This window comes from Pseudomonas sp. LLC-1, assembly GCF_002992185.1.
GTDB lineage: Bacteria > Pseudomonadota > Gammaproteobacteria > Pseudomonadales > Pseudomonadaceae > Aquipseudomonas > Aquipseudomonas monteilii.
Window position 1 is genome coordinate 26427 of the sequence record NZ_LUVY01000014.1, and the last position, 20675, is coordinate 47101.

Consider the following 20675-nt stretch of genomic DNA (forward strand, 5'->3'; position numbering starts at 1 on the left):
GGTCAGACTTTGAAGCGCGACACGCCGCCACGCAGGCCGGCGGCCACCTGGCTCAGCTCATCGATGGCAAAACTGGCCTGGCGCAGCGACTCGACAGTCTGGGTGCTGGCATCGCTGAGCTGGGCCAGCGCCTGGTTGATCTGCTCGGCACCGGTGGCCTGGGCCTGCATGCCTTCGTTGACCATCAGCACACGCGGCGCCAAAGCCTGCACCTGGTGAATGATCTGGCTGAGCTGCTCGCCCACCTGTTGCACCTCGAACATGCCGCGGCGCACCTCTTCGGAAAACTTGTCCATGCCCATGACCCCGGCCGATACCGCCGACTGGATCTCGCGCACCATCTGCTCGATGTCGTAGGTGGCCACGGCGGTCTGGTCGGCCAGGCGGCGCACTTCAGTGGCTACCACGGCAAAACCACGGCCGTACTCGCCGGCTTTTTCCGCTTCGATGGCAGCGTTGAGCGACAGCAGGTTGGTCTGGTCGGCGACCTTGACGATGGTCACCACCATCTGGGTGATGTTGCTGGCCTTTTCATTGAGGATGCCGAGCTTGGCATTGACCAGGTCGGCAGCGCCCATCACCTGGTGCATGGTCTCTTCCATGCGCGCCAGGCCCTGCTGGCCGGAGCCTGCAAGGCTGGAAGCCTGGTCGGCGGCCGAGGTGACTTCGGTCATGGTGCGCACCAGGTCACGCGAGGTGGCGGCAATCTCCCGCGAGGTAGCGCCAATTTCCGTGGTGGTGGCGGCCGTCTCGGTAGCGGTGGCTTGCTGTTGTTTGGATGTAGCAGCGATTTCAGTGACCGAAGTGGTTACCTGCACCGACGAGCGCTGGGCCTGGGCCACCAGGTTGGCCAGTGCCTCGGCCATTTCGTTGAAACCGCTTTCGATGGCGCCGAACTCGTCTTTGCGGTCCAGGCTCAGGCGCATGCTCAGGTCGCCGGAGCGCAGCTTGTCGAGGGCATGGACGATGCGCTGCATGGGGGCGGTGATGGCACGCATCAGCAACAGGCCGCAAATGCCGGCGGCGACGATTGCCAGCAGCAGCGAAACCACCATGCTGCCTTTGGCCGTGCTCACGGCACTGACGATTTCGTTGGTGGCCGCGTCGGCAGAAGCCCGGTTGTTTTCGATCACTTCATTCAGGTGCTTGCGCCCGTCCACCCAGGCAGGGGTGAGTACATCGGTAATCAGCCGCTGGGCTTCGTCGTAATTGTGCTGGCGATAGGCATCCAGTACCTGGCCTATCAGCTTCATGTAGTTTTCTTCGAGCTGAACGAAGGCGTCGAAGCGGGTCTGGTCGTCTTTGTCCTGAATGGTGGCCTGGTAGCTGGCCATGTGTTGCTTGAGCCTGTCTTCAAAGCTCTTGAACAGCTCCATGTCAGCCGAAGTGATTTCGCGGTGGTTGGACAGGCCCACCAGTTGCTGGCTGGTGACATAGCTGTCGACCCAGGCGCTGCGGATCATCGAGCTGTAGTAGACCCCGGGAATGCTGTCGGTCCCCACGGCCTCTTCGGCGGTTTCGATGGCGACCAACCGCGAGTAGGCGGCCACGATCATCAGCAGCATGATGGCGATGATCACGGCGAAACTTGCCAGGATCCGTTGGCGCAAGGTCCAGTTTTTCACATTCAGCCCTCAGGAATTCACAACGAGCGGGAAAAATCGCCGAAGTATAGCCCAGAGGCCTTACAGATTTGCGGGTGAAATGAGGGGTAAACAGGCATCCCTGCTGATGGACATGCCATTTGCTGGCCCTGAAAGGCACTTCATTTTGTGGGAGCGGCCTTGTGTCGCGAAAGGGCCGCAAAGCGGCCCCGGCAATTTTTGCATTTATGCGAAAAGCTGGGGGCGCTTCGCGCCCCTTTCGCGACACAAGGCCGCTCCCACAAGGACCGCGCCAGTTATTGGCCTGCGGCTTGCCGCACCTGGCTCTCCAGCTCCTGGCGCAGCGCCGGGTCCAGCCGCAGCTGGCGGGCCAGTTCGTCCAGGTAGGCACGTTCCATGAAGTTTTCCTGGTCGACCATCATCACACTGGCCAGGTACATCTCGGCCGCCATCTCTGGCGTTTGCGCAGCGCGGGCCACTTCGGCCGGGTCCAGCGGTTTGTTCAGTTCGGCATGCAGCCAGTGCTGCAGTTCGCGGTCGCTGTCCAGGCGGGTGAATTCACCTTCGATCAGCGCCCGCTCGCGCTCGTCGATGTGGCCATCGGACTTGGCCGCCGCCACCAGCGCCCGCAGCACGGCCTGGCTGTGCTGCTCGGCCTGGGCGGGCGGCAGGCGGTCGACGGTTTGCGGTTCGGCTGTGGCCACCCGCTGGTTGGCCTGCCAGTTGCCGTAGGCTTTATAGGCCAGCACCCCCAGCGCGGCCAGGCCACCGTAGGTCAGGGCCTTGCCGCCGTACTTGCGGGCCTTCTTGCTACCCAGCAACAGGCCCAGTGCCCCGCCACCCAACAGGCCGCCACCGGCTCCGGACAACAGCCCGCCAAGCCCACCGGCAGCGCTGCCGGACTTGTTCGCGCCGCCCTGTTTTTCGAGCATCTGCTGGCCGGATTTGAGGAGTTGATCGAGCAAGCCCCGGGTGTTCATTCGCGTGTCTCCACGTAAGAAAATTCAATCGCCAGAGTAAGGCTTGGCGCAGTACACGCCATCGTGGATTTGCTTCGGGATGTTGCATTGGCTGGCAAAAAGCCAACTAGACTCGATATCGCCAATACCTCGCGCAACCGCACTACGCTTATAACAATTGCTTCACGGCTTGCTTGATGACTGCCCCGACCAAGATCTCCAAGAAGAGGGAACACCATGTCAGTGCACAAGACCGCATTGCTCGGCGCCATGACGGGCGCCGTGCTGGCCAGCGCCAGCCTGCAGGCTGCCGAACCGCCCAAGGCCCTGGGGCCTGGCGAGGGGCGCCTGGATATCGTCGCCTGGCCCGGCTACATCGAGCGCGGTGAAAGCGACAAAGCCTACGACTGGGTGACCGGTTTCGAGAAGGAAACCGGCTGCAAGGTCAGCGTGAAAACGGCCGCCACCTCGGACGAAATGGTCAGCCTGATGACCAAGGGCGGTTACGACCTGGTCACTGCCTCGGGCGATGCTTCGCTGCGGCTGATCGTGGGCAAGCGCGTGCAACCGATCAACACCGCACTGATCCCCAACTGGAAAAACCTCGACCCGCGCTTGCAGAACGGTGGCTGGTACGTGGTCGACAAGCAGGTTTATGGCACCCCGTACCAGTGGGGGCCGAACGTGCTGCTGTACAACACCAATACCTTCAAGCAGCCCCCCACCAGCTGGGGCGTGGTGTTCGAGCCGCAGAACCTGCCCGACGGCAAGCCGAACAAAGGCCGCGTGCAGGCCTACGACGGGCCGATCTACATCGCCGACGCGGCGCTGTACCTGAAATCGGCCAAGCCGGAGCTGGGCATCAAGGACCCGTACGAGCTGAACGAGGCACAGTACAAGGCCGTGCTGGAGCTGCTGCGCCAGCAGCAACCGCTGATCCACCGTTACTGGCATGACGCCACGGTACAGATGAGCGATGTGAAGAACGAAGGCGTGGTTGCCTCCAGCTCCTGGGGCTACATGGTCAATGGCCTGAAGGCCGAGAACCAGCCAGTGGCCTCGACCATTCCCAAGGAAGGCGCGACCGGCTGGGCCGACACCACCATGCTGCACAGCGAGGCCAAGCACCCCAACTGCGCCTACAAATGGATGGACTGGTCGCTGCAGCCGAAGGTGCAGGGTGACGTGGCGGCCTGGTTCGGCTCGTTGCCGGCGGTACCGGCAGCGTGTACCGGTAGCGAACTGCTGGGCGCCGAGGGGTGCAAGACCAACGGGTTCGACAACTTCGACAAGATCGCTTTCTGGAAAACCCCGCAGGCCCAGGGGGGCAAGTTCGTGCCGTATAGCCGCTGGACCCAGGATTACATTGCGATCATGGGTGGGCGCTAGAGGTTAATTGGCCTGAACTGGCCCTATCGCCGGCAAGCCAGCTCCCACAGGATCCCCACAGGCTCCAAGCCTTGCGCATGACTTGTGGGAGCTGGCTTGCCGGCGATAGGGCCGGTGCAGGCAATACAAAAACAACTGAGTAGAGCCAATGCCCCTAGCCGTCCAGTTCACCCAGGTTTCCCGCACCTTCGGCGAGGTCAAGGCTGTCGACCAGGTCAGCATCGACATCATCGATGGCGAGTTCTTCTCCATGCTCGGCCCTTCCGGCTCGGGCAAGACTACCTGCCTGCGCCTGATCGCCGGTTTTGAACAACCCACCAGCGGCTCGATCCGTATCCACGGTGTCGAGGCCGCTGGTGTGCCGCCCTACCAGCGTGACGTCAACACCGTGTTCCAGGACTACGCCTTGTTCCCGCACATGAACGTGCTGGACAACATCGCCTATGGCCTGAAGGTAAAGGGCGTGGCCAAGGCCGAACGCCACAGCCGCGCCGAAGAAGCCCTGGCCATGGTGGCCCTGGCCGGCTATAGCGCACGCAAGCCGGCGCAGCTGTCCGGCGGACAGCGCCAGCGCGTGGCTTTGGCCCGGGCACTGGTCAACCGGCCGCGGGTGCTGCTACTGGACGAGCCGCTGGGCGCGCTGGACCTGAAGTTGCGCGAGCAGATGCAGGGCGAGCTGAAAAAGCTGCAGCGCCAATTGGGCATCACCTTCATCTTCGTCACCCACGACCAGACCGAAGCGCTGTCGATGTCCGACCGGGTTGCGGTGTTCAACCGCGGCCGCATCGAACAGGTCGACACACCGCGCAACCTGTACATGAAGCCTGCCACCACCTTTGTTGCCGAGTTCGTCGGCACCTCCAACGTGGTGCGTGGCGAGCTGGCCATGGCGCTTAACGGCAGCTCGGCGCCCTTCTCCATCCGCCCCGAGCACATCCGCCTGGGCGACCCGGTGGTGACCAGCCATGAGGTGCAGGTCAACGGCGTGCTGCGCGATGTCCAGTACCAAGGCAGCGCCACGCGCTATGAGTTGCAACTGGACAACGGCCAACTGCTGGCAGTCAGCCAGGCCAACGACCGCTGGCAAGCACAGGCCCAGGCCTGGCAGCCCGGGCAACAGGTACTGGCGCACTGGCCCCGTGAGGCCATGACGGTGCTGCAGGAAACCGAGGCCCGCTGACATGAGTGCACTGCGCAGCCTGTCCAACCAGCTGTACCGGCGCCCCAACCTGTACCTGGCACTGCTGCTGGTACCGCCGCTGACCTGGTTTGGCGCGATCTACCTGGGCTCGTTGCTGAACCTGCTGTGGCAGGGCTTCTATACCTTTGACGACTTCACCATGGCGGTGACCCCGGACCTCACCCTGGGCAACTTCGCCGCGCTGTTCAACCCGTCGAACTTCGACATCATCCTGCGAACCCTGGGCATGGCCGTGGCCGTATCATTGGCCAGCGCGGTGCTGGCCTTCCCCATCGCCTATTACATGGCGCGCTACACCAGCGGCAAGACCAAGGCGTTTTTCTACATCGCGGTGATGATGCCGATGTGGGCCAGCTACATCGTCAAGACCTATGCCTGGACCCTGCTGCTGGCCAAGGGCGGTGTGGCGCAGTGGTTTGTCCAGCAGCTGCACCTGGACGGGCTGCTGCAAGCGGTGCTGACCGTGCCGGGTGTGGGTGGCAGCACGCTGTCGACGTCGCACCTGGGTCGCTTCATGGTGTTCGTGTACATCTGGCTGCCGTTCATGATCCTGCCGATCCAGGCCTCGCTGGAGCGCCTGCCGCCGTCACTGCTGCAAGCCTCGGCAGACCTCGGCGCACGGCCTGGGCAAACCTTCGTCCAGGTGATCTTGCCGCTGTCGATTCCGGGCATTGCGGCCGGCTCGATCTTCACGTTCTCGCTCACCCTGGGCGACTTCATCGTGCCGCAACTGGTCGGCCCGCCCGGCTATTTCATCGGCAGCATGGTCTATGCCCAGCAAGGGGCGATCGGCAACATGCCGATGGCTGCAGCGTTCACCCTGGTGCCGATCGTGCTGATTGCGGTGTACCTGTCTATCGTCAAGCGCCTGGGGGCCTTCGATGCACTCTGAAAAAGCGTCAACGGGGCTGCGCCTGGCGGCCTGGGGCGGGTTGCTGTTTTTGCATTTTCCGATCCTGATCATCTTCCTGTACGCGTTCAACACCGAAGACGCGGCATTCAGCTTCCCGCCCAAGGGCTTTACCCTGAAGTGGTTCGCCGTGGCCTTCGCCCGGCCCGATGTGCTGGAGGCGATCAAGCTGTCGCTGCAGGTGGCCTGCCTGGCCACACTGATCGCCCTGGTGCTCGGCACCTTGGCCTCGGCGGCGCTGTACCGGCGCAGCTTTTTCGGCAAGGAAAGCATTTCGCTGATGCTCATCCTGCCCATCGCCCTGCCCGGCATCATCACCGGCATCGCCCTGCTCTCGGCGTTCAAGACGCTGGGCATAGAGCCCGGTGTATTCACCATCGTGGTCGGCCACGCCACGTTCTGCGTGGTCATCGTCTACAACAACGTGATCGCCCGCCTGCGGCGCACCTCGCAAAGCCTGATCGAAGCCTCGATGGACCTGGGCGCCGATGGCTGGCAAACCTTCCGCTACATCATCCTGCCCAACCTCGGCTCGGCGCTGCTGGCCGGTGGCATGCTGGCCTTTGCCCTATCGTTCGATGAAATCATCGTCACCACCTTCACCGCCGGCCACGAGCGCACACTGCCGATCTGGCTGCTCAACCAGCTCAGCCGCCCGCGCGACGTGCCGGTGACCAACGTGGTCGCCATGCTGGTGATGCTGGTGACCATGCTGCCGATCCTTGGCGCCTATTACCTGACCCGTGGCGGCGAAAGCGTTGCGGGCAGTGGCAAATGACCCTGGAGGAGTCCCCGATGCAAACGCAGATGCTGATCAATGGCCGGCTGGTCGCTGGCGAAGGCCCGGCCTGGACGGTACTGAACCCGGCGCTGGGCACTGCCCTGGCGCAGATCAACGAAGCCACCGAAGCCCAGGTGGACAGCGCCGTGCGCGCCGCCGACCAGGCCTTCGACAGCTGGTCGCAAACCAGCCCCAAGGACCGCTCGCAAGCCTTGCTGGCGCTGGCGGATGCCATCGAAGCCCATGGCGATGAACTGGCCCGGCTTGAATCGCAGAACTGCGGCAAGCCGCTGAGTGCCGCGTTGAATGACGAAATCCCGGCCATTGCCGACGTGTTCCGCTATTTTGCCGGTGCCGCGCGCTGCCTGGGCGGTTCGGCGGCCGGCGAGTACCTGCCGGGCCACACCTCGATGATCCGCCGCGACCCTCTGGGCGTGGTGGCTTCGATTGCCCCGTGGAACTACCCGTTGATGATGCTGGCCTGGAAGATCGCCCCCGCTCTGGCCGCTGGCAACACCGTGGTGATCAAGCCTTCCGAACTGACCCCACTGACCGCCCTGCGCCTGGGTGAACTGTCTCAGGACCTGCTGCCACCGGGCGTACTGAACATCCTGTTCGGCCGCGGCCAGACGGTCGGCAACCCACTGGTCAATCACCCCAAGGCGCGCATGGTGTCGCTGACCGGCTCGATCCCTACCGGCGCGCACATCATCAGCGCCACCGCCGACAGCGTGAAACGCATGCACATGGAACTGGGCGGCAAGGCCCCGGTGCTGGTGTTCGACGATGCCGACATCGACGCTGCCGTCGATGGCATCCGCACCTTCGGCTTCTACAACGCCGGCCAGGACTGCACCGCCGCCTGCCGCCTGTATGTGCAGGACGGGATCTACGAGCGCTTTGTCGAGCGCCTGGGTGAAGCCGTCGCGAGCCTCAAACCTGGCCTGCAAGATGCCGAGGACACCGAGCTGGGGCCACTGATCAGTGCCCAGCACCGCGACAAGGTGGCCGGCCTGGTGCAGCGCGCCATCGCCCAGCCGCACATTCGCCTGGTAACGGGGGGCAAGGTGATCGATGGCGAGGGTTTCTTCTTCGAGCCGACGGTGCTGGCCGATGCCCAGCAGGATGACGAGATCGTGCGCAACGAAGTGTTCGGCCCGGTGGTGTCGGTCACCCGCTTCGCCGACGAAGCGCAGGCGCTGGCATGGGCCAACGACTCCAACTACGGCCTGGCCTCATCGGTATGGACCCGCGACACCGGCCGCGCCCATCGCCTGGCGGCGCGCCTGCAGTATGGCTGCACCTGGGTGAACACCCACTTCATGCTGGTGAGCGAAATGCCCCATGGCGGGCAGAAGCATTCGGGGTACGGGAAGGATATGTCGATGTATGGGCTGGAGGATTACACCTGCGTGCGGCATGTGATGATCAAGCACTAAGCGATTGTTTCGACCGAGGGGCTTTGCGCCCCTCGGTCACCGTCTCAGAAACTTCCTTCAACCTCGATCTACTCCCTCCTACTGTGCATCCGTTGAGCCAATGCTGTTGGTATCATAATCTGATACCATGAATAATCATCAGCAAGCCACACTTGAAGCAGTACTGAAAAAGCCGGTTCCCAAGACACTGGAGTGGGCGCGACTGGAGTCACTGTTGGTATCAGTGGGCGCCAGGGTGATCGAAGGCAGAGGGTCACGGGTTCGCTTTGAACTTAATGGAGCAGTAGCAACCTTCCACCGTCCTCATCCGGACAGACACGCCAAGCCCTACCAACTACGAGACGCCCGCCAGTTCCTCGAGCAGGCAGGAGTAATACCATGAATGTCATGACTTACCGCGGCTATGCCGCCCGTATCGAATACAGCGACGAAGACCAGTTGCTGATTGGCCACGTCGCAGGTATTCGCGATGTGATCGGTTTTCATGGCGAATCAATCAGTGAGTTGCGCCAGGCATTCGAGGAGGCCGTGGACGACTATCTTGAGACATGTGAACGCCTTGGGCGAGAACCGCAGAAGACGTACTCGGGCAAGCTCAGCCTGCGCCTTGAGCCTACTCTTCACGCCAGCGTGGCTGCCAAGGCGGAACTGGCAGAGAAGAGCATCAACCAATGGGTAAGCGATATTCTCAGCAAGGCTGCCTATAACTGAATCGAGCTACCAACTGGCCCCTGTAGGAGCGGCCTTGTGTCGCGAAAGGGCCGCAAAGCGGCCCCGGCAATGTCAGCGGCGGAGCTGAAATCCGGGGCCGCTTCGCGGCCCTTTCGCGACACAAGGCCGCTCCTACAGGGGCCTCGCACGGCTTAGATCAGTCGCGCAGATCCGACTCGTGAATCGGGTTGGCCCGGCTGGTCGCACGTTGGTACTGCGCGGGCCAGGTAGCTTTGTTACCGCCCAGGTCATCATCGGCATGCAGCGGCCAGTACGGGTCGCGCAGCAGTTCGCGGGCGAGGAAGATGATGTCGGCCTGGCCGGTCCGCAATATGTGCTCGGCCTGGGCCGGTTCGGTGATCATGCCCACGGTGCCGGTGGCTATTTCCGATTCCTTGCGAACGCGTTCGGCGAAGCGCGTCTGGTAGCCGGGGCCGGTGGGGATCTCGGCGTTTACCGAAGTGCCGCCGGAAGATACGTCGATCAGGTCGACCCCCAACCCGCGCAGTCGGCGGGCCAGTTCGACGGTTTCATCGGGGTTCCAGCCGTCTTCGACCCAATCGGTTGCCGATACCCGCACCAACAGCGGCAATTCGGCCGGCCAGATCTTGCGCACTGCCTCGACCACCTGCAGGGTCAGGCGGATGCGGTTCTCGAAGCAGCTGCCGTACTCGTCGCGGCGCTGGTTACTCAACGGGGACAGGAACTGATGCAACAGGTAGCCATGGGCGGCGTGGATTTCGACCACCTTGAAACCGGCCTTCAAGGCACGCTCGGTCGAGGCGACGAAGGCAGCGATCACACCCTGGATCTCATCGTGGTTCAATTCACGTGGCGGCGTGTGTTGTGGGTCAAACGCAATCTTCGATGGCCCTACGGGCTGCCAGCCACCGTCTTCGAGCTTCACGCTGCCCTGCTTGCCCAGCCATGGGCGATAGGTACTGGCCTTGCGCCCGGCGTGGGCCAGCTGGATGCCAGGCACGGCACCTTGGGCGGTAATGAAGCGGGTAATACGTTGCAGCGGGGCGATCTGTGCGTCGTCCCACAGACCGAGGTCTTCGGCGGTGATGCGGCCATCGGCGGTTACCGCCACGGCTTCAGTGATAACCAGGCCCGCACCACCCACGGCACGGCTGCCCAAATGAACAAGGTGCCAGTCGTTGGCCAGGCCATCGACGGCGGAATACTGGCACATCGGTGACACAGCGATGCGGTTGGGCAGGGTCAGCTGACGCAGGGTGTAAGGCTCGAGCAGCAGGCTCATGAGGGCACCTCCCAAGGACTCCAATGGTGATCCGGCCCGGACACTCAATTGCACGTCCCTGGCCCAGGTCCGGTCATAACTTCAGACTAGACCAGAATGGGTGGGGGGTAGGTTCCCTCGGATTTGTCGGTGCGCTCAGCGCGGCTCCATGTGGGCAATCATCAACTGCACACTTTCGTTGCCACGAAACTCGTTCACATCCAGCTTGTAGGCCAGCTCGACCCAGCGCACGGTCGGGTTCGGCCACACTTCGCGGTCGATGCCGAAGGCAATACCGTCCAGCCGCACCGAACCGCACTCGCTCTTGAGCACCACCTTCAGGTGCCGTTCGCCCACCACACGCTGCTCCACCAGCTGGAACACGCCATGGAACAGCGGCTCGGGGAAGTGCTGGCCCCAAGGGCCGGCGTGGCGCAGGGCCTTGGCCAGGTCGAGGTGGAACTCTTCCACGGCCAGGCTGCCATCGGACAGCAACCGGCCGGTGAGGTCTTCCTCACGCAACTGGCGCCGCACCTCTTCGTCGAATGCTTCGGCAAATGCGGGGAAATTGCCCTCGGGCAACGACAGCCCCGCAGCCATGGCGTGGCCGCCGAACTTGCTGATCAGCTCGGGGTGGCGGGCCGCTACGGCATCCAGCGCGTCGCGGATGTGGAACCCCGGCACCGAGCGCGCCGAACCTTTGAGCATGCCCTCGCCGGCATCGGCAAAAGCGATGGTCGGCCGGTGATAACGTTCTTTCAGGCGCGAAGCCAGAATACCGATCACGCCTTGGTGCCAATCTGCATCGAACAGGCACAGGCCGTAAGGCATGGACTCGACCGGCAGGTCCTTGAGCTGGGCCAGGGCTTCGCGCTGCATGCCCTGCTCGATGGATTTGCGGTCCTGGTTCAGGTCGTCCAGCTGCTGAGCCATGTCCTGGGCCAGGGCCGCGTCTTCGCACAGCAGGCACTCGATGCCCAGGCTCATGTCGTCCAGGCGCCCGGCAGCGTTCAAACGAGGGCCAAGGATGAAACCCAGGTCGGTCGAGGTGATGCGCCGGTGGTCACGGCGGGCCACTTCCAGAATGGCTTTCAGCCCTGGCCGAGCACGGCCGGCGCGAATACGCTCAAGGCCCTGGTGCACCAGGATGCGGTTGTTGGCATCCAGCGGCACCACATCGGCGACGCTGCCCAGCGCGACCAGGTCGAGCAGTTCGCCGATGTTCGGCTGCGGTTGCGTTTCGTAGCGCCCCAGGCTGCGCAAGCGGGCGCGCAGGGCCATCAGCACATAGAAGATCACCCCGACCCCGGCCAGCGCCTTGCTCGGGAACGTACAGCCCGGCTGGTTGGGGTTGATGATGGCGTCGGCGTCAGGCAGTTGCTGACCTGGCAGGTGATGGTCGGTGACCAGTACCTTGAGCCCGGCAGCCTTGGCAGCGGCCACACCCTCGACACTGGAAATGCCGTTGTCCACAGTAATCAGCAATTGCGGCTGGCGCTGCAGCGCCACCTCGACGATTTCCGGGGTCAGGCCGTAGCCGTATTCGAACCGGTTGGGCACCAGGTAATCGACATGGGCCGCGCCCAGCAGGCGCAGGCCCAGCACCCCGACAGTGCTGGCGGTGGCACCATCGGCATCGAAGTCACCCACAATCAGGATGCGCTGGCGCTGGTCGAGGGCCTCGACCAGCAGGTCAACACCGGCCTCGATGCCCTTGAGCTGCTGATACGGCAGCAGACGCGCCAGGCTTTTGTCCAGCTCGGCCTCGCTTTGCACGCCACGCGCGGCGTACAGGCGGGTCAGCAAGGGAGGCAGGTTACCCAGGAATGGCAGGGTCGGCGGCAGGGGGCGAGGTTCGATACGCATGGGTTGCTTCAGCCACGCTCACCGAGCAGCCACTGCAGTTGCACTTCATGCTGGCCACGGTCGTCAGTCACGAACACCGTGCCTTCGCTGATCATCACGTCCCACTTGATGCTGCGCGGCATGTCGGTGGCCAGGGTTTCCAATACTTCCTGTGGCACGGCAGCAATGCTCAGGTTCTTCAGGTTCTTGACCGCGCTCACCACTTTGCCTTCCCACACACGCAGGCTGCCGTAGGCCAGCAGGCTGGTGCGCTCGGTACGGCGCGAACACCAGGTCAGGCGGTCGGCATCGGGTTGGCCGACTTCGATCCAGTGCAGCACGCGGTCGTCCAGGCTCTTTTCCCACAGCGCCGGCTCATCGACATCCGACAGGCCACGGCCAAACGACAAGTTCTCGTTGTACCAAAGCGCATACGCCAACAAACGAACTGCCATGCGCTCTTCGGTTTCCGACGGGTGACGAGCGATGGTCTGCTTGACGCTTTCGTAGACGTTGCGATCAAGGTCGGTGAGATTCAATTCGAACTTGTAGGTGGTGGACGGCTGGGCCATGGTCGAGGGGCTTCGTGCAAAAGAAAAGTGGCACAGTCTAACCCATCCGCACCGTCCATGCGCCGCAGCAGTACCCGGCGAAACCGACGTGTGATAAAACCACGGCTCTGCCCAGCTGCCACGGATGCCCCATGTCGACGCCCAGCAAACCCCTCGCCGGCCTTAAAGTTGTGGAACTCGGCACGCTGATTGCCGGGCCGTTCGCCTCGCGCATCTGTGCCGAATTCGGTGCCGAAGTGATCAAGGTCGAGTCTCCGGATGGGGGCGACCCGCTGCGCAAGTGGCGCAAGCTGTATGAGGGCACTTCGCTGTGGTGGTTCGTGCAGGCGCGCAACAAGCAGTCGCTCACGCTTAACCTCAAGCACCCCGAAGGCCGCGAGGTGCTGAAAAAGCTGCTGGCCGAAGCCGACATTCTGATCGAAAACTTCCGCCCGGGCGTGCTCGAAAAGCTCGGCCTGGGCTGGGATGTACTGCATGCCCTTAACCCGCGCCTGGTCATGGTACGCCTGTCAGGCTTTGGCCAGACCGGGCCGATGAAAGACCAGCCCGGCTTCGGTGCGGTGGGCGAGTCGATGGGTGGCCTGCGCTACATTACCGGCTTCGACGACCGCCCGCCGGTGCGCACGGGCATTTCCATCGGTGACTCGATTGCTGCCCTGTGGGGGGTGATTGGCGCGTTAATGGCGCTGCGCCACCGTGAGGTCAATGGCGGCCAGGGCCAGGTTGTGGACGTGGCGCTGTATGAAGCGATCTTCGCCATGATGGAAAGCATGGTGCCGGAATTCGATGTGTTCGGGTTTATCCGCGAGCGCACCGGCAACATCATGCCGGGCATCACACCCTCCTCCATCCATACCAGCGCCGACGGCAAGCATGTGCAAATTGGCGCCAACGGCGATGCCATCTTCAAACGTTTCATGCTGGCGATTGGCCGCACCGACCTGGCGGATGACCCTACCCTGGCCACCAATGATGGCCGCGACCTGCGCCGTGACGAACTCTACGGGGTGATTGACCGCTGGGCCAACAGCCTGCCGCTGGACCAACTGATGCAGGTGCTGACCACGGCAGAGGTGCCTGCCAGCCGCATCTACTCGGCCGAGGACATGTTCAACGACCCGCAATACCTGGCGCGAGAGATGTTCCTGCAGGCCAGGTTGCCGGATGGCAAGCCGTTCCGCATGCCGGGCATCGTGCCCAAGCTGTCGGATACACCTGGCTCCACCGAGTGGGTCGGCCCGGCGCTGGGCGAACACACCGAGGCACTGCTCACCCGCCTGGGCTATGACGCAGCGGCCATTGCCGGCCTGCGCCAGGCCGGCGCGGTCTGACGCCTGCCGCTGCCCTTGCCGATGCGCGCTGCCTGCTGGCTACGCCACCTGATCCTGCTGTGCGGGCTGCTGCCCGCATTGCTCATGCAACCTGCCAGCGCCAAGGAGCGCATCTTCTGGCTGGTGCGCGACCTGCCACCCTTCACCATTTTCGAAGGCCCGGAAAAAGGCCAAGGGGTGATCGACCAGCTATTGCCGCTGCTGACCAGGCAGATGCCCGAGTACGACCACACCATCGTGCGGGTCAACCGTGCACGCGGCATCCAGATGCTGCAAGACCGCAACACATTCACCTGCGACCCGACCCTGCTATGGACCCCGGACCGGGCCAGATATGCGCTTTTTTCCATGCCAACGCTGGGTGTGCTCAGCGGTGGCCTGGTGCTGCGCAAGGAAAACCAGGCACTGGTGGCGCCCTACCTCGACAGCCAGGAAGTGGACCTGCATGGCCTGCTGAGCAACGCTCCGGTGAAACTGGGCATTGTTGCCGAACGTAGCTATGGCACGCAGATCGACGCCATTCTGCAGCAGCTACCTGATACTGCGCTTAGCCGGCACTATGGCAACGACGCCACAGCTAACCTGCTGCAAATGCAAAAACTGGGGCGCCTACGCTTGGTGCTCGGCTACTGGCATGAAGTTCGTTACTTGCTTCAGCAGCAAGGCGGCTCACTGGCCGACTATCAGTTTCATCCTGTCCAGGGGGTGGAGCGCTATCAGTTTCTCCATGTCGCCTGCTCTGACAATCCGTCGGGCCGCAAAGCGGTGGCGCATATCAACCAGCTATTGCCTGCTTTGCGCCGGGACGTGCTGCCTGGCTTGTATGCGCACTGGCTGGACCCGTCGTTGCAGGAAGACTACCTGGAAGACAGCAAACGCTTCTTCGAAGCCCCTTGATCACCTGAAAAAAGAAACCCCGGACGCTGGGGAAGACGCCCGGGGCCAAGCGAAAGTCCTTGGGGACTTCCCGTGACAGCCTTGCCAGCGCCGGAGCACAGCACTGGCTGGCTGCCCCTACAATGTCTGATAAACCACTCAGGCAAAGGTTCCCTGCGGTTGTTGACGCTGCTGCAATGCCGCGATCACGCAGGGCTGCAAGCGCCCTTCGGCGATCTGCAGGTCACGGTGCAGGCCATCCACCAGATCGATCAACAGGCGTTGCTCCTGTAACTGGCGCTCGCTGACCGTGCGCCGCAGGGTGATGCCGGCGAGGCGGTCGTGAACGGTCAGTTGGCGATTGCCATTGGCATCGGTGATGCCGAGGTGGGTCTGATAGGGGGTCAGGGCGTCGTTGAGCAGGCTGCAGATTCTTTCCATCCGGATCACTCGCTGCGTGGTGGGATCTAAAGGAACTGACCAGCAGGCGCCGCAGAAAGTTCGTCAAACCGCGCCCGCTTCAGTGAGCATGCGGGGCTGAGATGACAGTTTGAATACGCTGCCTCGGGCGGGCCTGCAGTGTTTGCAGGGCATGCTGCAGGCGCGGCATCGACAGCGGCCAGGGCAGCTCGGCGAGCACCCACAGCCCTCGACTTCTGGCTGCCTGGGCAAGGTTATGGCGCTTTGGGGTGGGCTGACCGACGAACAACAGCGCACGCGCCCGGTGCTGCTGGGCGAGCAAGGCGAGGCCTGAGCGAGTTGGCATGGCATGGTCGAGAATCAGCAGGTCGGGGCGACGCTCAGCGTTCAGGCAGGCGTCCAGGTCATTGGTGTTTGCGCTGATGCGCACGTTGAACAGGCCTTGGGCGTTGAGGGCCTGGTGCAGAAGGATCTGGTGGGATGGGCGAGCCTGGTGAATCAACACGTAGGGCTGGTGCATGAGCCGCTCCTGGTGGGAGGACCGGCTAAGTTAGCTTTGCGCTTGGCATGGAAGAATGAGATTTTTCCTGCGCAGCCCAAGAAAAATCCGAGATTTTGGGGCTGCTTTGCAGCCCATCGCCGGCAAGCCAGCTCCCACATGTAGTGCACATGACCTTGGATCTACGCGATCAAGGTGGGAGCTGGCTTGCCGGCGATGGGCCGCAACGCGGCCCTGGCTGTTACAGCGGTTTGCCGCGGTTACCGTGCTGGCTGACAAAGCCCTGAACAGCTTTCAGGTCATTGGCCAGTACCGTGCAACGCTCTTCACGGCTGAACAGGTCGCTGAGGTGTGCTGGCAGCTCCAGCGCCTTGCCAACACCTGCCTTCTCCACCGCTTCCGGGAACTTGACCGGGTGGGCGGTACCCAGCACCACCATCGGCGTGTCCAGGCTGCGACGGCACTCGCGCGCGGCTTTGACGCCGATTGCGGTATGCGGGTCGAGCACTTCACCCGTGGCGGCGAACACGTCGGCAATGGTCTCGCAGGTTTGCTCGTCGCTGACAGCCAGCGAGTCGAACAGCTTGCGCGCTTCGGTCCAGCGGTCTTGCTCGACGCTGAAACCACCGCCCTGCTTGAAGTTGGCCATCAGTTCGGCGATGGCGCCACCGTTGCGGCCGTGCAGGTCGAACAGCAGGCGTTCGAAGTTGGACGAAACCATGATGTCCATCGACGGCGACAGGGTCGCGTGCAGGGTTTCCTTCACATACTGGTTGCCGCTCATGAAGCGGTGCAGGATGTCGTTGCGGTTGGTGGCGACGATCAGCTGGCTGACCGGCAGGCCCATGTTGCGGGCCAGGTAACCGGCGAAGATGTCGCCAAAGTTGCCGGTAGGTACCGAGAACGCGACCGAACGCGCCGGGCCACCCAACTGCAGGGCTGCATGGAAGTAGTAGACGATCTGGGCCATGATCCGCGCCCAGTTGATCGAGTTGACCGCTACCAGGCGGGTGCCCTTGAGGAACGACTGGTCAGCGAAGCTGGCCTTGACCATTTCCTGGCAGTCGTCGAAGTTGCCTTCGATGGCGATGTTGTGGATGTTGTCGCCGAAGATGGTGGTCATCTGGCGGCGCTGCACTTCCGACACGCGCTGGTGCGGGTGCAGGATGAAGATGTCGACGTTGTCGCAACGGCGGCAGCCTTCGATGGCGGCGGAACCGGTGTCACCGCTGGTGGCGCCGATGATCACCACGCGCTCGTTGCGCTTGGCCAGCACGTGGTCGAGCAGGCGGCCGAGCAGCTGCAGGGCGAAGTCCTTGAACGCCAGGGTCGGGCCGTGGAACAGCTCCAGCACCCACTCGTTGCTGTTCAGCTGACGCAGCGGGGCGACTGCGGCGTGGGCGAACTCGCCGTAGGTTTCTTCAAGGATTTTCTTGAAATCGGCGTCGGCGATGCTGCCTTCGACGAACGGACGCATCACACGGAAGGCCAGTTCGTGGTACGGCAGGCCGGCCCACGAGGCGATTTCTTCCTGGGTGAAGCGTGGCAGGTTCTCGGGTACATACAGGCCGCCGTCACTGGCCAGGCCAGCCAGCAGCACGTCTTCGAAATTCAGGGCCGGTGCCTGGCCGCGGGTACTGATATAGCGCATGGGTGCAAACCTTCGATGCTAAGGCCCGGGCCGCGCGGGCGGCCCGAGAACAAAATTAATTGAGCTGTTCGACGCGGATGCGCACGACCTTGCCGACCACGTCCTGCAGGGCTTCCAGGGCGACGATGGCATCGTTGATACGCTGCTCGACCACGCCGTGGGTCAGCAGGATCATCGGCACCAGGCCGTCCTGCTCTTCGGCTTCCTTCTGCATGATCGACTCGATGTTGATGCCACGCTCCGACAGGATGCTGGCCACCTGGGCCAGTACGCCCGGGTGATCCTTGGCCTGGATGCGCAGGTAGTAGGCGCTCTCGCAGGCTTCGATCGGCAGGATCGGGTGGGCCGACAGCGCGTCTGGCTGGAAGGCCAGGTGCGGCACGCGGTTTTCTGGGTCGGAGGTCATGGCACGCACCACATCCACCAGGTCACCGACCACCGACGAAGCGGTAGGCTCCATGCCGGCGCCCGCGCCGTAGTACAGGGTGGAACCGGCGGCGTCACCGTTGACCATCACGGCGTTCATCACGCCGTTGACGTTGGCGATCAGGCGGTCAGCCGGGATCAGCGTGGGGTGTACGCGCAGCTCGATGCCTTCGGCAGTGCGACGGGCAACGCCCAGGTGCTTGATGCGGTAGCCCAGGGCCTCGGCATAGTTCACGTCAGCAGTGGTCAGCTGGGTGATGCCTTCGGTGTAGGCCTTGTCGAACTGCAGCGGGATGCCGAAGGCGATGGACGCCAGAATGGTCAGCTTGTGCGCGGCGTCGATGCCCTCGACGTCGAAGGTCGGGTCGGCTTCGGCGTAACCCAGCGCCTGGGCTTCGGCCAGCACGTCCGGGAAGGCACGGCCCTTCTCGCGCATTTCGGTGAGGATGAAGTTGCCGGTGCCGTTGATGATACCGGCCAGCCAGTTGATGCGGTTGGCCGACAGGCCCTCGCGGATGGCCTTGATCACCGGGATGCCGCCAGCCACGGCCGCTTCGAAGGCGACGATGACGCCCTTCTCGCGGGCCTTGGCGAAGATTTCGTTGCCGTGCACGGCAATCAGCGCCTTGTTGGCGGTGACCACGTGCTTGCCGTTTTCAATGGCCTTGAGTACCAGGTCGCGGGCGATGGTGTAGCCACCGATCAGCTCGATGACAATGTCGATCTCCGGGTTGCTCGCAACTTCGAACACGTCAGCGGTAATGGGGGTACCGGTAATCTGGCAGTTCGGGTTCTGCGAGCGCATGGCGATCTGTGCCACTTCAATACCGCGCCCGGCACGGCGGGCAATCTCCTCGGCGTTGCGCTGAAGTACATTGAAGGTTCCGCCACCGACGGTCCCCAACCCACAGATGCCTACTTTGACCGGTTTCACTGTGAACTCCCCATTGAACGGCCGGCACGTTTGCCGACCGTGAAACATGCCGTCACCCCATGACGACGGCGTACTGAATTGGATTACTTGGCCAGTGCCAGCTTGGCGACCTGCGGTGCCGGCTGGTAGCCCGGAATGACCTGGCCGCTTTCAAGCACGATGGCCGGCGTGCCGTTGACGCCGATCGACTGGCCCAGCTGGAACTGCTTGCTGACCGGGTTGGTGCACTTGGCAGCCTTGATTTCTTCGCCTTCGACCATCTTGTCCATCGCCCCACGGCGGTCGCTGGAGCACCACACCGCCTGCAACTGCTGGTCACCCGGCGAGCCGAGGCCCTGACGCGGGAAGGCGACGTAACGCACTTCGATACCGCGGCGGTTCAGCTCGGGCACTTCGGCGTGCAGCTTGTGGCAGTACGGGCAGGTGGTGTCGGTGAATACGGTAATGTGCGACTTGGTCTCACCCTTGGCAGGATAAACCACCATCTCGGCGGCTGGAATGCCGTTGATGAGCTTGGCGATGCCTTGGCGCTCGGTTTTTTCGGTGAGGTTGACCGGCTTGCCGTCCTGGATCTGGAACAGGTAGCCCTGCATCACGAACTGGCCGTCGGCGCTGGCGTACAACACGCGGCCGCCCTGCAGCTTCACTTCATAAAGGCCGTTGAGCGGGCTGCTGGCCACGCTTTCCACGGGCACTTCCAGCTCAAGGTTCTGCAACGATTTACGGATGGCCTGCTCGGCACCGGCATTGCTATCGGTTGCCGCAGCTACGGCAAACGTACTGGCCAGCGCCAACGCGGCGGCGGCGAAAAACTGGGTCACGCGCATGGGAACTCCTGAAGGCGGACAGGGGCCGGAGGGCGCCACCTGCGGAAAAAACGCGGTGGCCGTGCGGCCCTTGGTGCAAACCGCCCAAGCCTACCACATCACACCGCCGGTGAAGGGCCTTGCAAGGACCAGTCGGCGGAACATGAAAAACATTCATCCACGCGGGTGGTGCTGGGCGTGCAACTGCTGCAAACGGGCCTTGGCGACGTGGGTGTAGATCTGCGTGGTGGACAGGTCGCTGTGGCCAAGCAGCATCTGCACCACGCGCAGGTCGGCGCCATGGTTGAGCAGGTGGGTGGCGAAGGCGTGGCGCAGGGTATGCGGCGACAGCGGCTTGTCGATGCCGGCAACCCGGGCGTGGTGCTTGATGCGGTGCCAGAAGGTCTGCCGGGTCATCTGCTCGCCACGCAGGCTGGGGAACAGCACGTCGCTGGGGCGGCCATTGAGCAGTTCGGCGCGACCGTCACGTTGATAGCGCTCCAGCCACACGACCGCCTCTTCCCCCATCGGCACCAGGCGTTCCTTGCTGCCCTTGCCCATCACACGCAGTACACCCTGGCGCAGATTGACCTGATCGAGGGTCAGGCTGACCAGTTCGGTGACGCGCAGGCCGCAGGCATACAGCACTTCAAGCATGGCGCGGTCGCGCTGGCCAATGGCTTCGCCCAGGTCCGGGGCTTGCAGCAAGGCCTCGACGTCGGCTTCGGAGAGCGACTTGGGCAGCGGCTTGCCCAACTGCGGCATCTCGACCTGCAGGGTCGGGTCGATGGCCACCAGCTTTTCCCGCAGCAGGTAGCGGAAGAAGCCGCGCAGGCCGGAAAGGAAGCGCGCCGTGGAGCGTGGCTTGTAGCCCTGGTCGAGGCGCCAGGCCAGGTGATCGAGGATCAGGTCACGGCCGGCATCAGGCAAGGAAACCGAGTGTGCCTGCAGCCAGCCGTTGAACAGGGCCAGGTCGCTGCGGTAGGACACGCGGGTGTTGTCGGACAGGCCTTTTTCGAGCCACAGGGCGTCAAGAAACTGGTCGATCAGGGGATGGTCGAGGGCGGACATGAAAACT

20 protein-coding genes are annotated in these 20675 nt (G+C 63.3%); 9 read left to right on the plus strand and 11 right to left on the minus strand.

Annotation, left to right across the window (positions count from 1 at the left end; all coding sequences use genetic code 11):
- Window positions 1-2 precede the first annotated feature (2 nt).
- Both A0O30_RS13450 and A0O30_RS13455 read right to left on the minus strand, forming a co-directional pair.
- Complete coding sequence (locus tag A0O30_RS13450) at window positions 3-1625, minus strand: methyl-accepting chemotaxis protein (RefSeq protein WP_105946846.1); 1623 nt, start codon at window positions 1623-1625, stop codon at window positions 3-5.
- 275 nt (window positions 1626-1900) lie between these two features.
- Complete coding sequence (locus tag A0O30_RS13455) at window positions 1901-2584, minus strand: tellurite resistance TerB family protein (protein ID WP_105946847.1); 684 nt, start codon at window positions 2582-2584, stop codon at window positions 1901-1903.
- Between the two features lie 216 nt (window positions 2585-2800).
- On the opposite strand from A0O30_RS13455, the gene ydcS reads away from it, so the two are divergent.
- The 7 genes from ydcS (at window position 2801) to A0O30_RS13490 (ending at window position 8994) form a co-directional block, all read left to right on the plus strand.
- Window positions 2801-3952, plus strand: coding sequence for a putative ABC transporter substrate-binding protein YdcS (gene ydcS, locus A0O30_RS13460; RefSeq protein WP_016712983.1), 1152 nt, complete (start codon window positions 2801-2803; stop codon window positions 3950-3952).
- 148 nt (window positions 3953-4100) lie between these two features.
- Window positions 4101-5132, plus strand: a complete 1032-nt coding sequence (locus A0O30_RS13465; RefSeq protein ID WP_105946848.1) for an ABC transporter ATP-binding protein — start codon at window positions 4101-4103, stop codon at window positions 5130-5132.
- Window position 5133: 1 nt separating this feature from the next.
- Window positions 5134-6045: an ABC transporter permease gene (locus tag A0O30_RS13470; protein ID WP_105946849.1), complete on the plus strand. Its 912-nt coding sequence runs from the start codon at window positions 5134-5136 to the stop codon at window positions 6043-6045.
- Window positions 6035-6841: an ABC transporter permease gene (locus A0O30_RS13475; protein ID WP_025337926.1), complete on the plus strand. Its 807-nt coding sequence runs from the start codon at window positions 6035-6037 to the stop codon at window positions 6839-6841. The genes A0O30_RS13470 and A0O30_RS13475 overlap by 11 nt, the downstream gene beginning before the upstream one ends.
- 17 nt (window positions 6842-6858) lie before the next feature.
- On the plus strand, window positions 6859-8283 hold the full coding sequence (locus tag A0O30_RS13480) for a gamma-aminobutyraldehyde dehydrogenase (protein WP_105946850.1): 1425 nt from the start codon (window positions 6859-6861) through the stop codon (window positions 8281-8283).
- Between the two features lie 127 nt (window positions 8284-8410).
- Entirely contained in the window at window positions 8411-8665 is a 255-nt protein-coding gene (locus A0O30_RS13485) for a type II toxin-antitoxin system HicA family toxin (protein ID WP_105946851.1), read from the plus strand.
- Complete coding sequence (locus A0O30_RS13490; protein WP_043203391.1) at window positions 8662-8994, plus strand: type II toxin-antitoxin system HicB family antitoxin; 333 nt, start codon at window positions 8662-8664, stop codon at window positions 8992-8994. Before A0O30_RS13485 ends, A0O30_RS13490 begins: the two co-directional genes overlap by 4 nt.
- Before the next feature lie 157 nt (window positions 8995-9151).
- Here the strand turns inward: A0O30_RS13490 and A0O30_RS13495 are convergent, their stop codons facing one another.
- The 3 genes from A0O30_RS13495 to A0O30_RS13505 all read right to left on the minus strand — a co-directional run bounded on the left by A0O30_RS13495 (window position 9152) and on the right by A0O30_RS13505 (window position 12654).
- Window positions 9152-10258, minus strand: coding sequence for an NADH:flavin oxidoreductase/NADH oxidase (locus A0O30_RS13495; protein ID WP_060497383.1), 1107 nt, complete (start codon window positions 10256-10258; stop codon window positions 9152-9154).
- A gap of 135 nt (window positions 10259-10393) precedes the next feature.
- Complete coding sequence (recJ, locus tag A0O30_RS13500; RefSeq protein WP_016712989.1) at window positions 10394-12103, minus strand: single-stranded-DNA-specific exonuclease RecJ; 1710 nt, start codon at window positions 12101-12103, stop codon at window positions 10394-10396.
- 8 nt (window positions 12104-12111) lie between these two features.
- Window positions 12112-12654 carry a YaeQ family protein gene (locus A0O30_RS13505; protein ID WP_003252169.1) on the minus strand — a complete coding sequence of 181 codons (543 nt, stop codon included), beginning with the start codon at window positions 12652-12654 and terminating at the stop codon, window positions 12112-12114.
- A gap of 131 nt (window positions 12655-12785) precedes the next feature.
- Between A0O30_RS13505 and A0O30_RS13510 the strand changes: the two genes are divergently transcribed.
- Window positions 12786-13985, plus strand: a complete 1200-nt coding sequence (locus A0O30_RS13510; RefSeq protein WP_105946852.1) for a CaiB/BaiF CoA-transferase family protein — start codon at window positions 12786-12788, stop codon at window positions 13983-13985.
- A 21-nt stretch (window positions 13986-14006) separates the two neighbouring features.
- Window positions 14007-14882 (plus strand): TIGR02285 family protein, encoded by an 876-nt coding sequence (locus A0O30_RS13515; protein ID WP_105946853.1) that lies wholly within the window; start codon window positions 14007-14009, stop codon window positions 14880-14882.
- 138 nt (window positions 14883-15020) lie between these two features.
- Here the strand turns inward: A0O30_RS13515 and A0O30_RS13520 are convergent, their stop codons facing one another.
- The 6 genes from A0O30_RS13520 to xerD form a co-directional block, all read right to left on the minus strand.
- Entirely contained in the window at window positions 15021-15302 is a 282-nt protein-coding gene (locus A0O30_RS13520; RefSeq protein ID WP_105946854.1) for a DUF3509 domain-containing protein, read from the minus strand.
- Window positions 15303-15381: 79 nt separating this feature from the next.
- Window positions 15382-15801, minus strand: coding sequence for a response regulator (locus tag A0O30_RS13525; RefSeq protein WP_105946855.1), 420 nt, complete (start codon window positions 15799-15801; stop codon window positions 15382-15384).
- A gap of 220 nt (window positions 15802-16021) precedes the next feature.
- On the minus strand, window positions 16022-17431 hold the full coding sequence (gene thrC / locus A0O30_RS13530; RefSeq protein ID WP_105946856.1) for a threonine synthase: 1410 nt from the start codon (window positions 17429-17431) through the stop codon (window positions 16022-16024).
- Between the two features lie 55 nt (window positions 17432-17486).
- Window positions 17487-18791 carry a homoserine dehydrogenase gene (locus A0O30_RS13535; protein ID WP_016712995.1) on the minus strand — a complete coding sequence of 435 codons (1305 nt, stop codon included), beginning with the start codon at window positions 18789-18791 and terminating at the stop codon, window positions 17487-17489.
- An 83-nt stretch (window positions 18792-18874) separates the two neighbouring features.
- Window positions 18875-19618, minus strand: a complete 744-nt coding sequence (locus tag A0O30_RS13540) for a thioredoxin fold domain-containing protein (protein ID WP_012270764.1) — start codon at window positions 19616-19618, stop codon at window positions 18875-18877.
- A 153-nt stretch (window positions 19619-19771) separates the two neighbouring features.
- Window positions 19772-20668 (minus strand): site-specific tyrosine recombinase XerD, encoded by an 897-nt coding sequence (gene xerD / locus A0O30_RS13545; RefSeq protein WP_060497391.1) that lies wholly within the window; start codon window positions 20666-20668, stop codon window positions 19772-19774.
- Window positions 20669-20675: the final 7 nt, after the last annotated feature.

What these genes read in the sequence shown, in the direction of transcription:
- A0O30_RS13485 (WP_105946851.1), top strand. Translation starts at nt 8,411, where the DNA reads ATGAATAATCATCAGCAAGCCACACTTGAAGCAGTACTGAAAAAGCCG.
- A0O30_RS13505 (WP_003252169.1), bottom strand. Translation starts at nt 12,654, where the DNA reads ATGGCCCAGCCGTCCACCACCTACAAGTTCGAATTGAATCTCACCGAC.
- A0O30_RS13465 (WP_105946848.1), top strand. Translation starts at nt 4,101, where the DNA reads ATGCCCCTAGCCGTCCAGTTCACCCAGGTTTCCCGCACCTTCGGCGAG.
- thrC (WP_105946856.1), bottom strand. Translation starts at nt 17,431, where the DNA reads ATGCGCTATATCAGTACCCGCGGCCAGGCACCGGCCCTGAATTTCGAA.
- A0O30_RS13525 (WP_105946855.1), bottom strand. Translation starts at nt 15,801, where the DNA reads ATGCACCAGCCCTACGTGTTGATTCACCAGGCTCGCCCATCCCACCAG.
- recJ (WP_016712989.1), bottom strand. Translation starts at nt 12,103, where the DNA reads ATGCGTATCGAACCTCGCCCCCTGCCGCCGACCCTGCCATTCCTGGGT.
- A0O30_RS13515 (WP_105946853.1), top strand. Translation starts at nt 14,007, where the DNA reads ATGCGCGCTGCCTGCTGGCTACGCCACCTGATCCTGCTGTGCGGGCTG.
- A0O30_RS13480 (WP_105946850.1), top strand. Translation starts at nt 6,859, where the DNA reads ATGCAAACGCAGATGCTGATCAATGGCCGGCTGGTCGCTGGCGAAGGC.
- A0O30_RS13540 (WP_012270764.1), bottom strand. Translation starts at nt 19,618, where the DNA reads ATGCGCGTGACCCAGTTTTTCGCCGCCGCCGCGTTGGCGCTGGCCAGT.
- A0O30_RS13470 (WP_105946849.1), top strand. Translation starts at nt 5,134, where the DNA reads ATGAGTGCACTGCGCAGCCTGTCCAACCAGCTGTACCGGCGCCCCAAC.
- xerD (WP_060497391.1), bottom strand. Translation starts at nt 20,668, where the DNA reads ATGTCCGCCCTCGACCATCCCCTGATCGACCAGTTTCTTGACGCCCTG.
- A0O30_RS13495 (WP_060497383.1), bottom strand. Translation starts at nt 10,258, where the DNA reads ATGAGCCTGCTGCTCGAGCCTTACACCCTGCGTCAGCTGACCCTGCCC.
- A0O30_RS13455 (WP_105946847.1), bottom strand. Translation starts at nt 2,584, where the DNA reads ATGAACACCCGGGGCTTGCTCGATCAACTCCTCAAATCCGGCCAGCAG.
- A0O30_RS13510 (WP_105946852.1), top strand. Translation starts at nt 12,786, where the DNA reads ATGTCGACGCCCAGCAAACCCCTCGCCGGCCTTAAAGTTGTGGAACTC.
- A0O30_RS13475 (WP_025337926.1), top strand. Translation starts at nt 6,035, where the DNA reads ATGCACTCTGAAAAAGCGTCAACGGGGCTGCGCCTGGCGGCCTGGGGC.
- A0O30_RS13490 (WP_043203391.1), top strand. Translation starts at nt 8,662, where the DNA reads ATGAATGTCATGACTTACCGCGGCTATGCCGCCCGTATCGAATACAGC.
- ydcS (WP_016712983.1), top strand. Translation starts at nt 2,801, where the DNA reads ATGTCAGTGCACAAGACCGCATTGCTCGGCGCCATGACGGGCGCCGTG.
- A0O30_RS13520 (WP_105946854.1), bottom strand. Translation starts at nt 15,302, where the DNA reads ATGGAAAGAATCTGCAGCCTGCTCAACGACGCCCTGACCCCCTATCAG.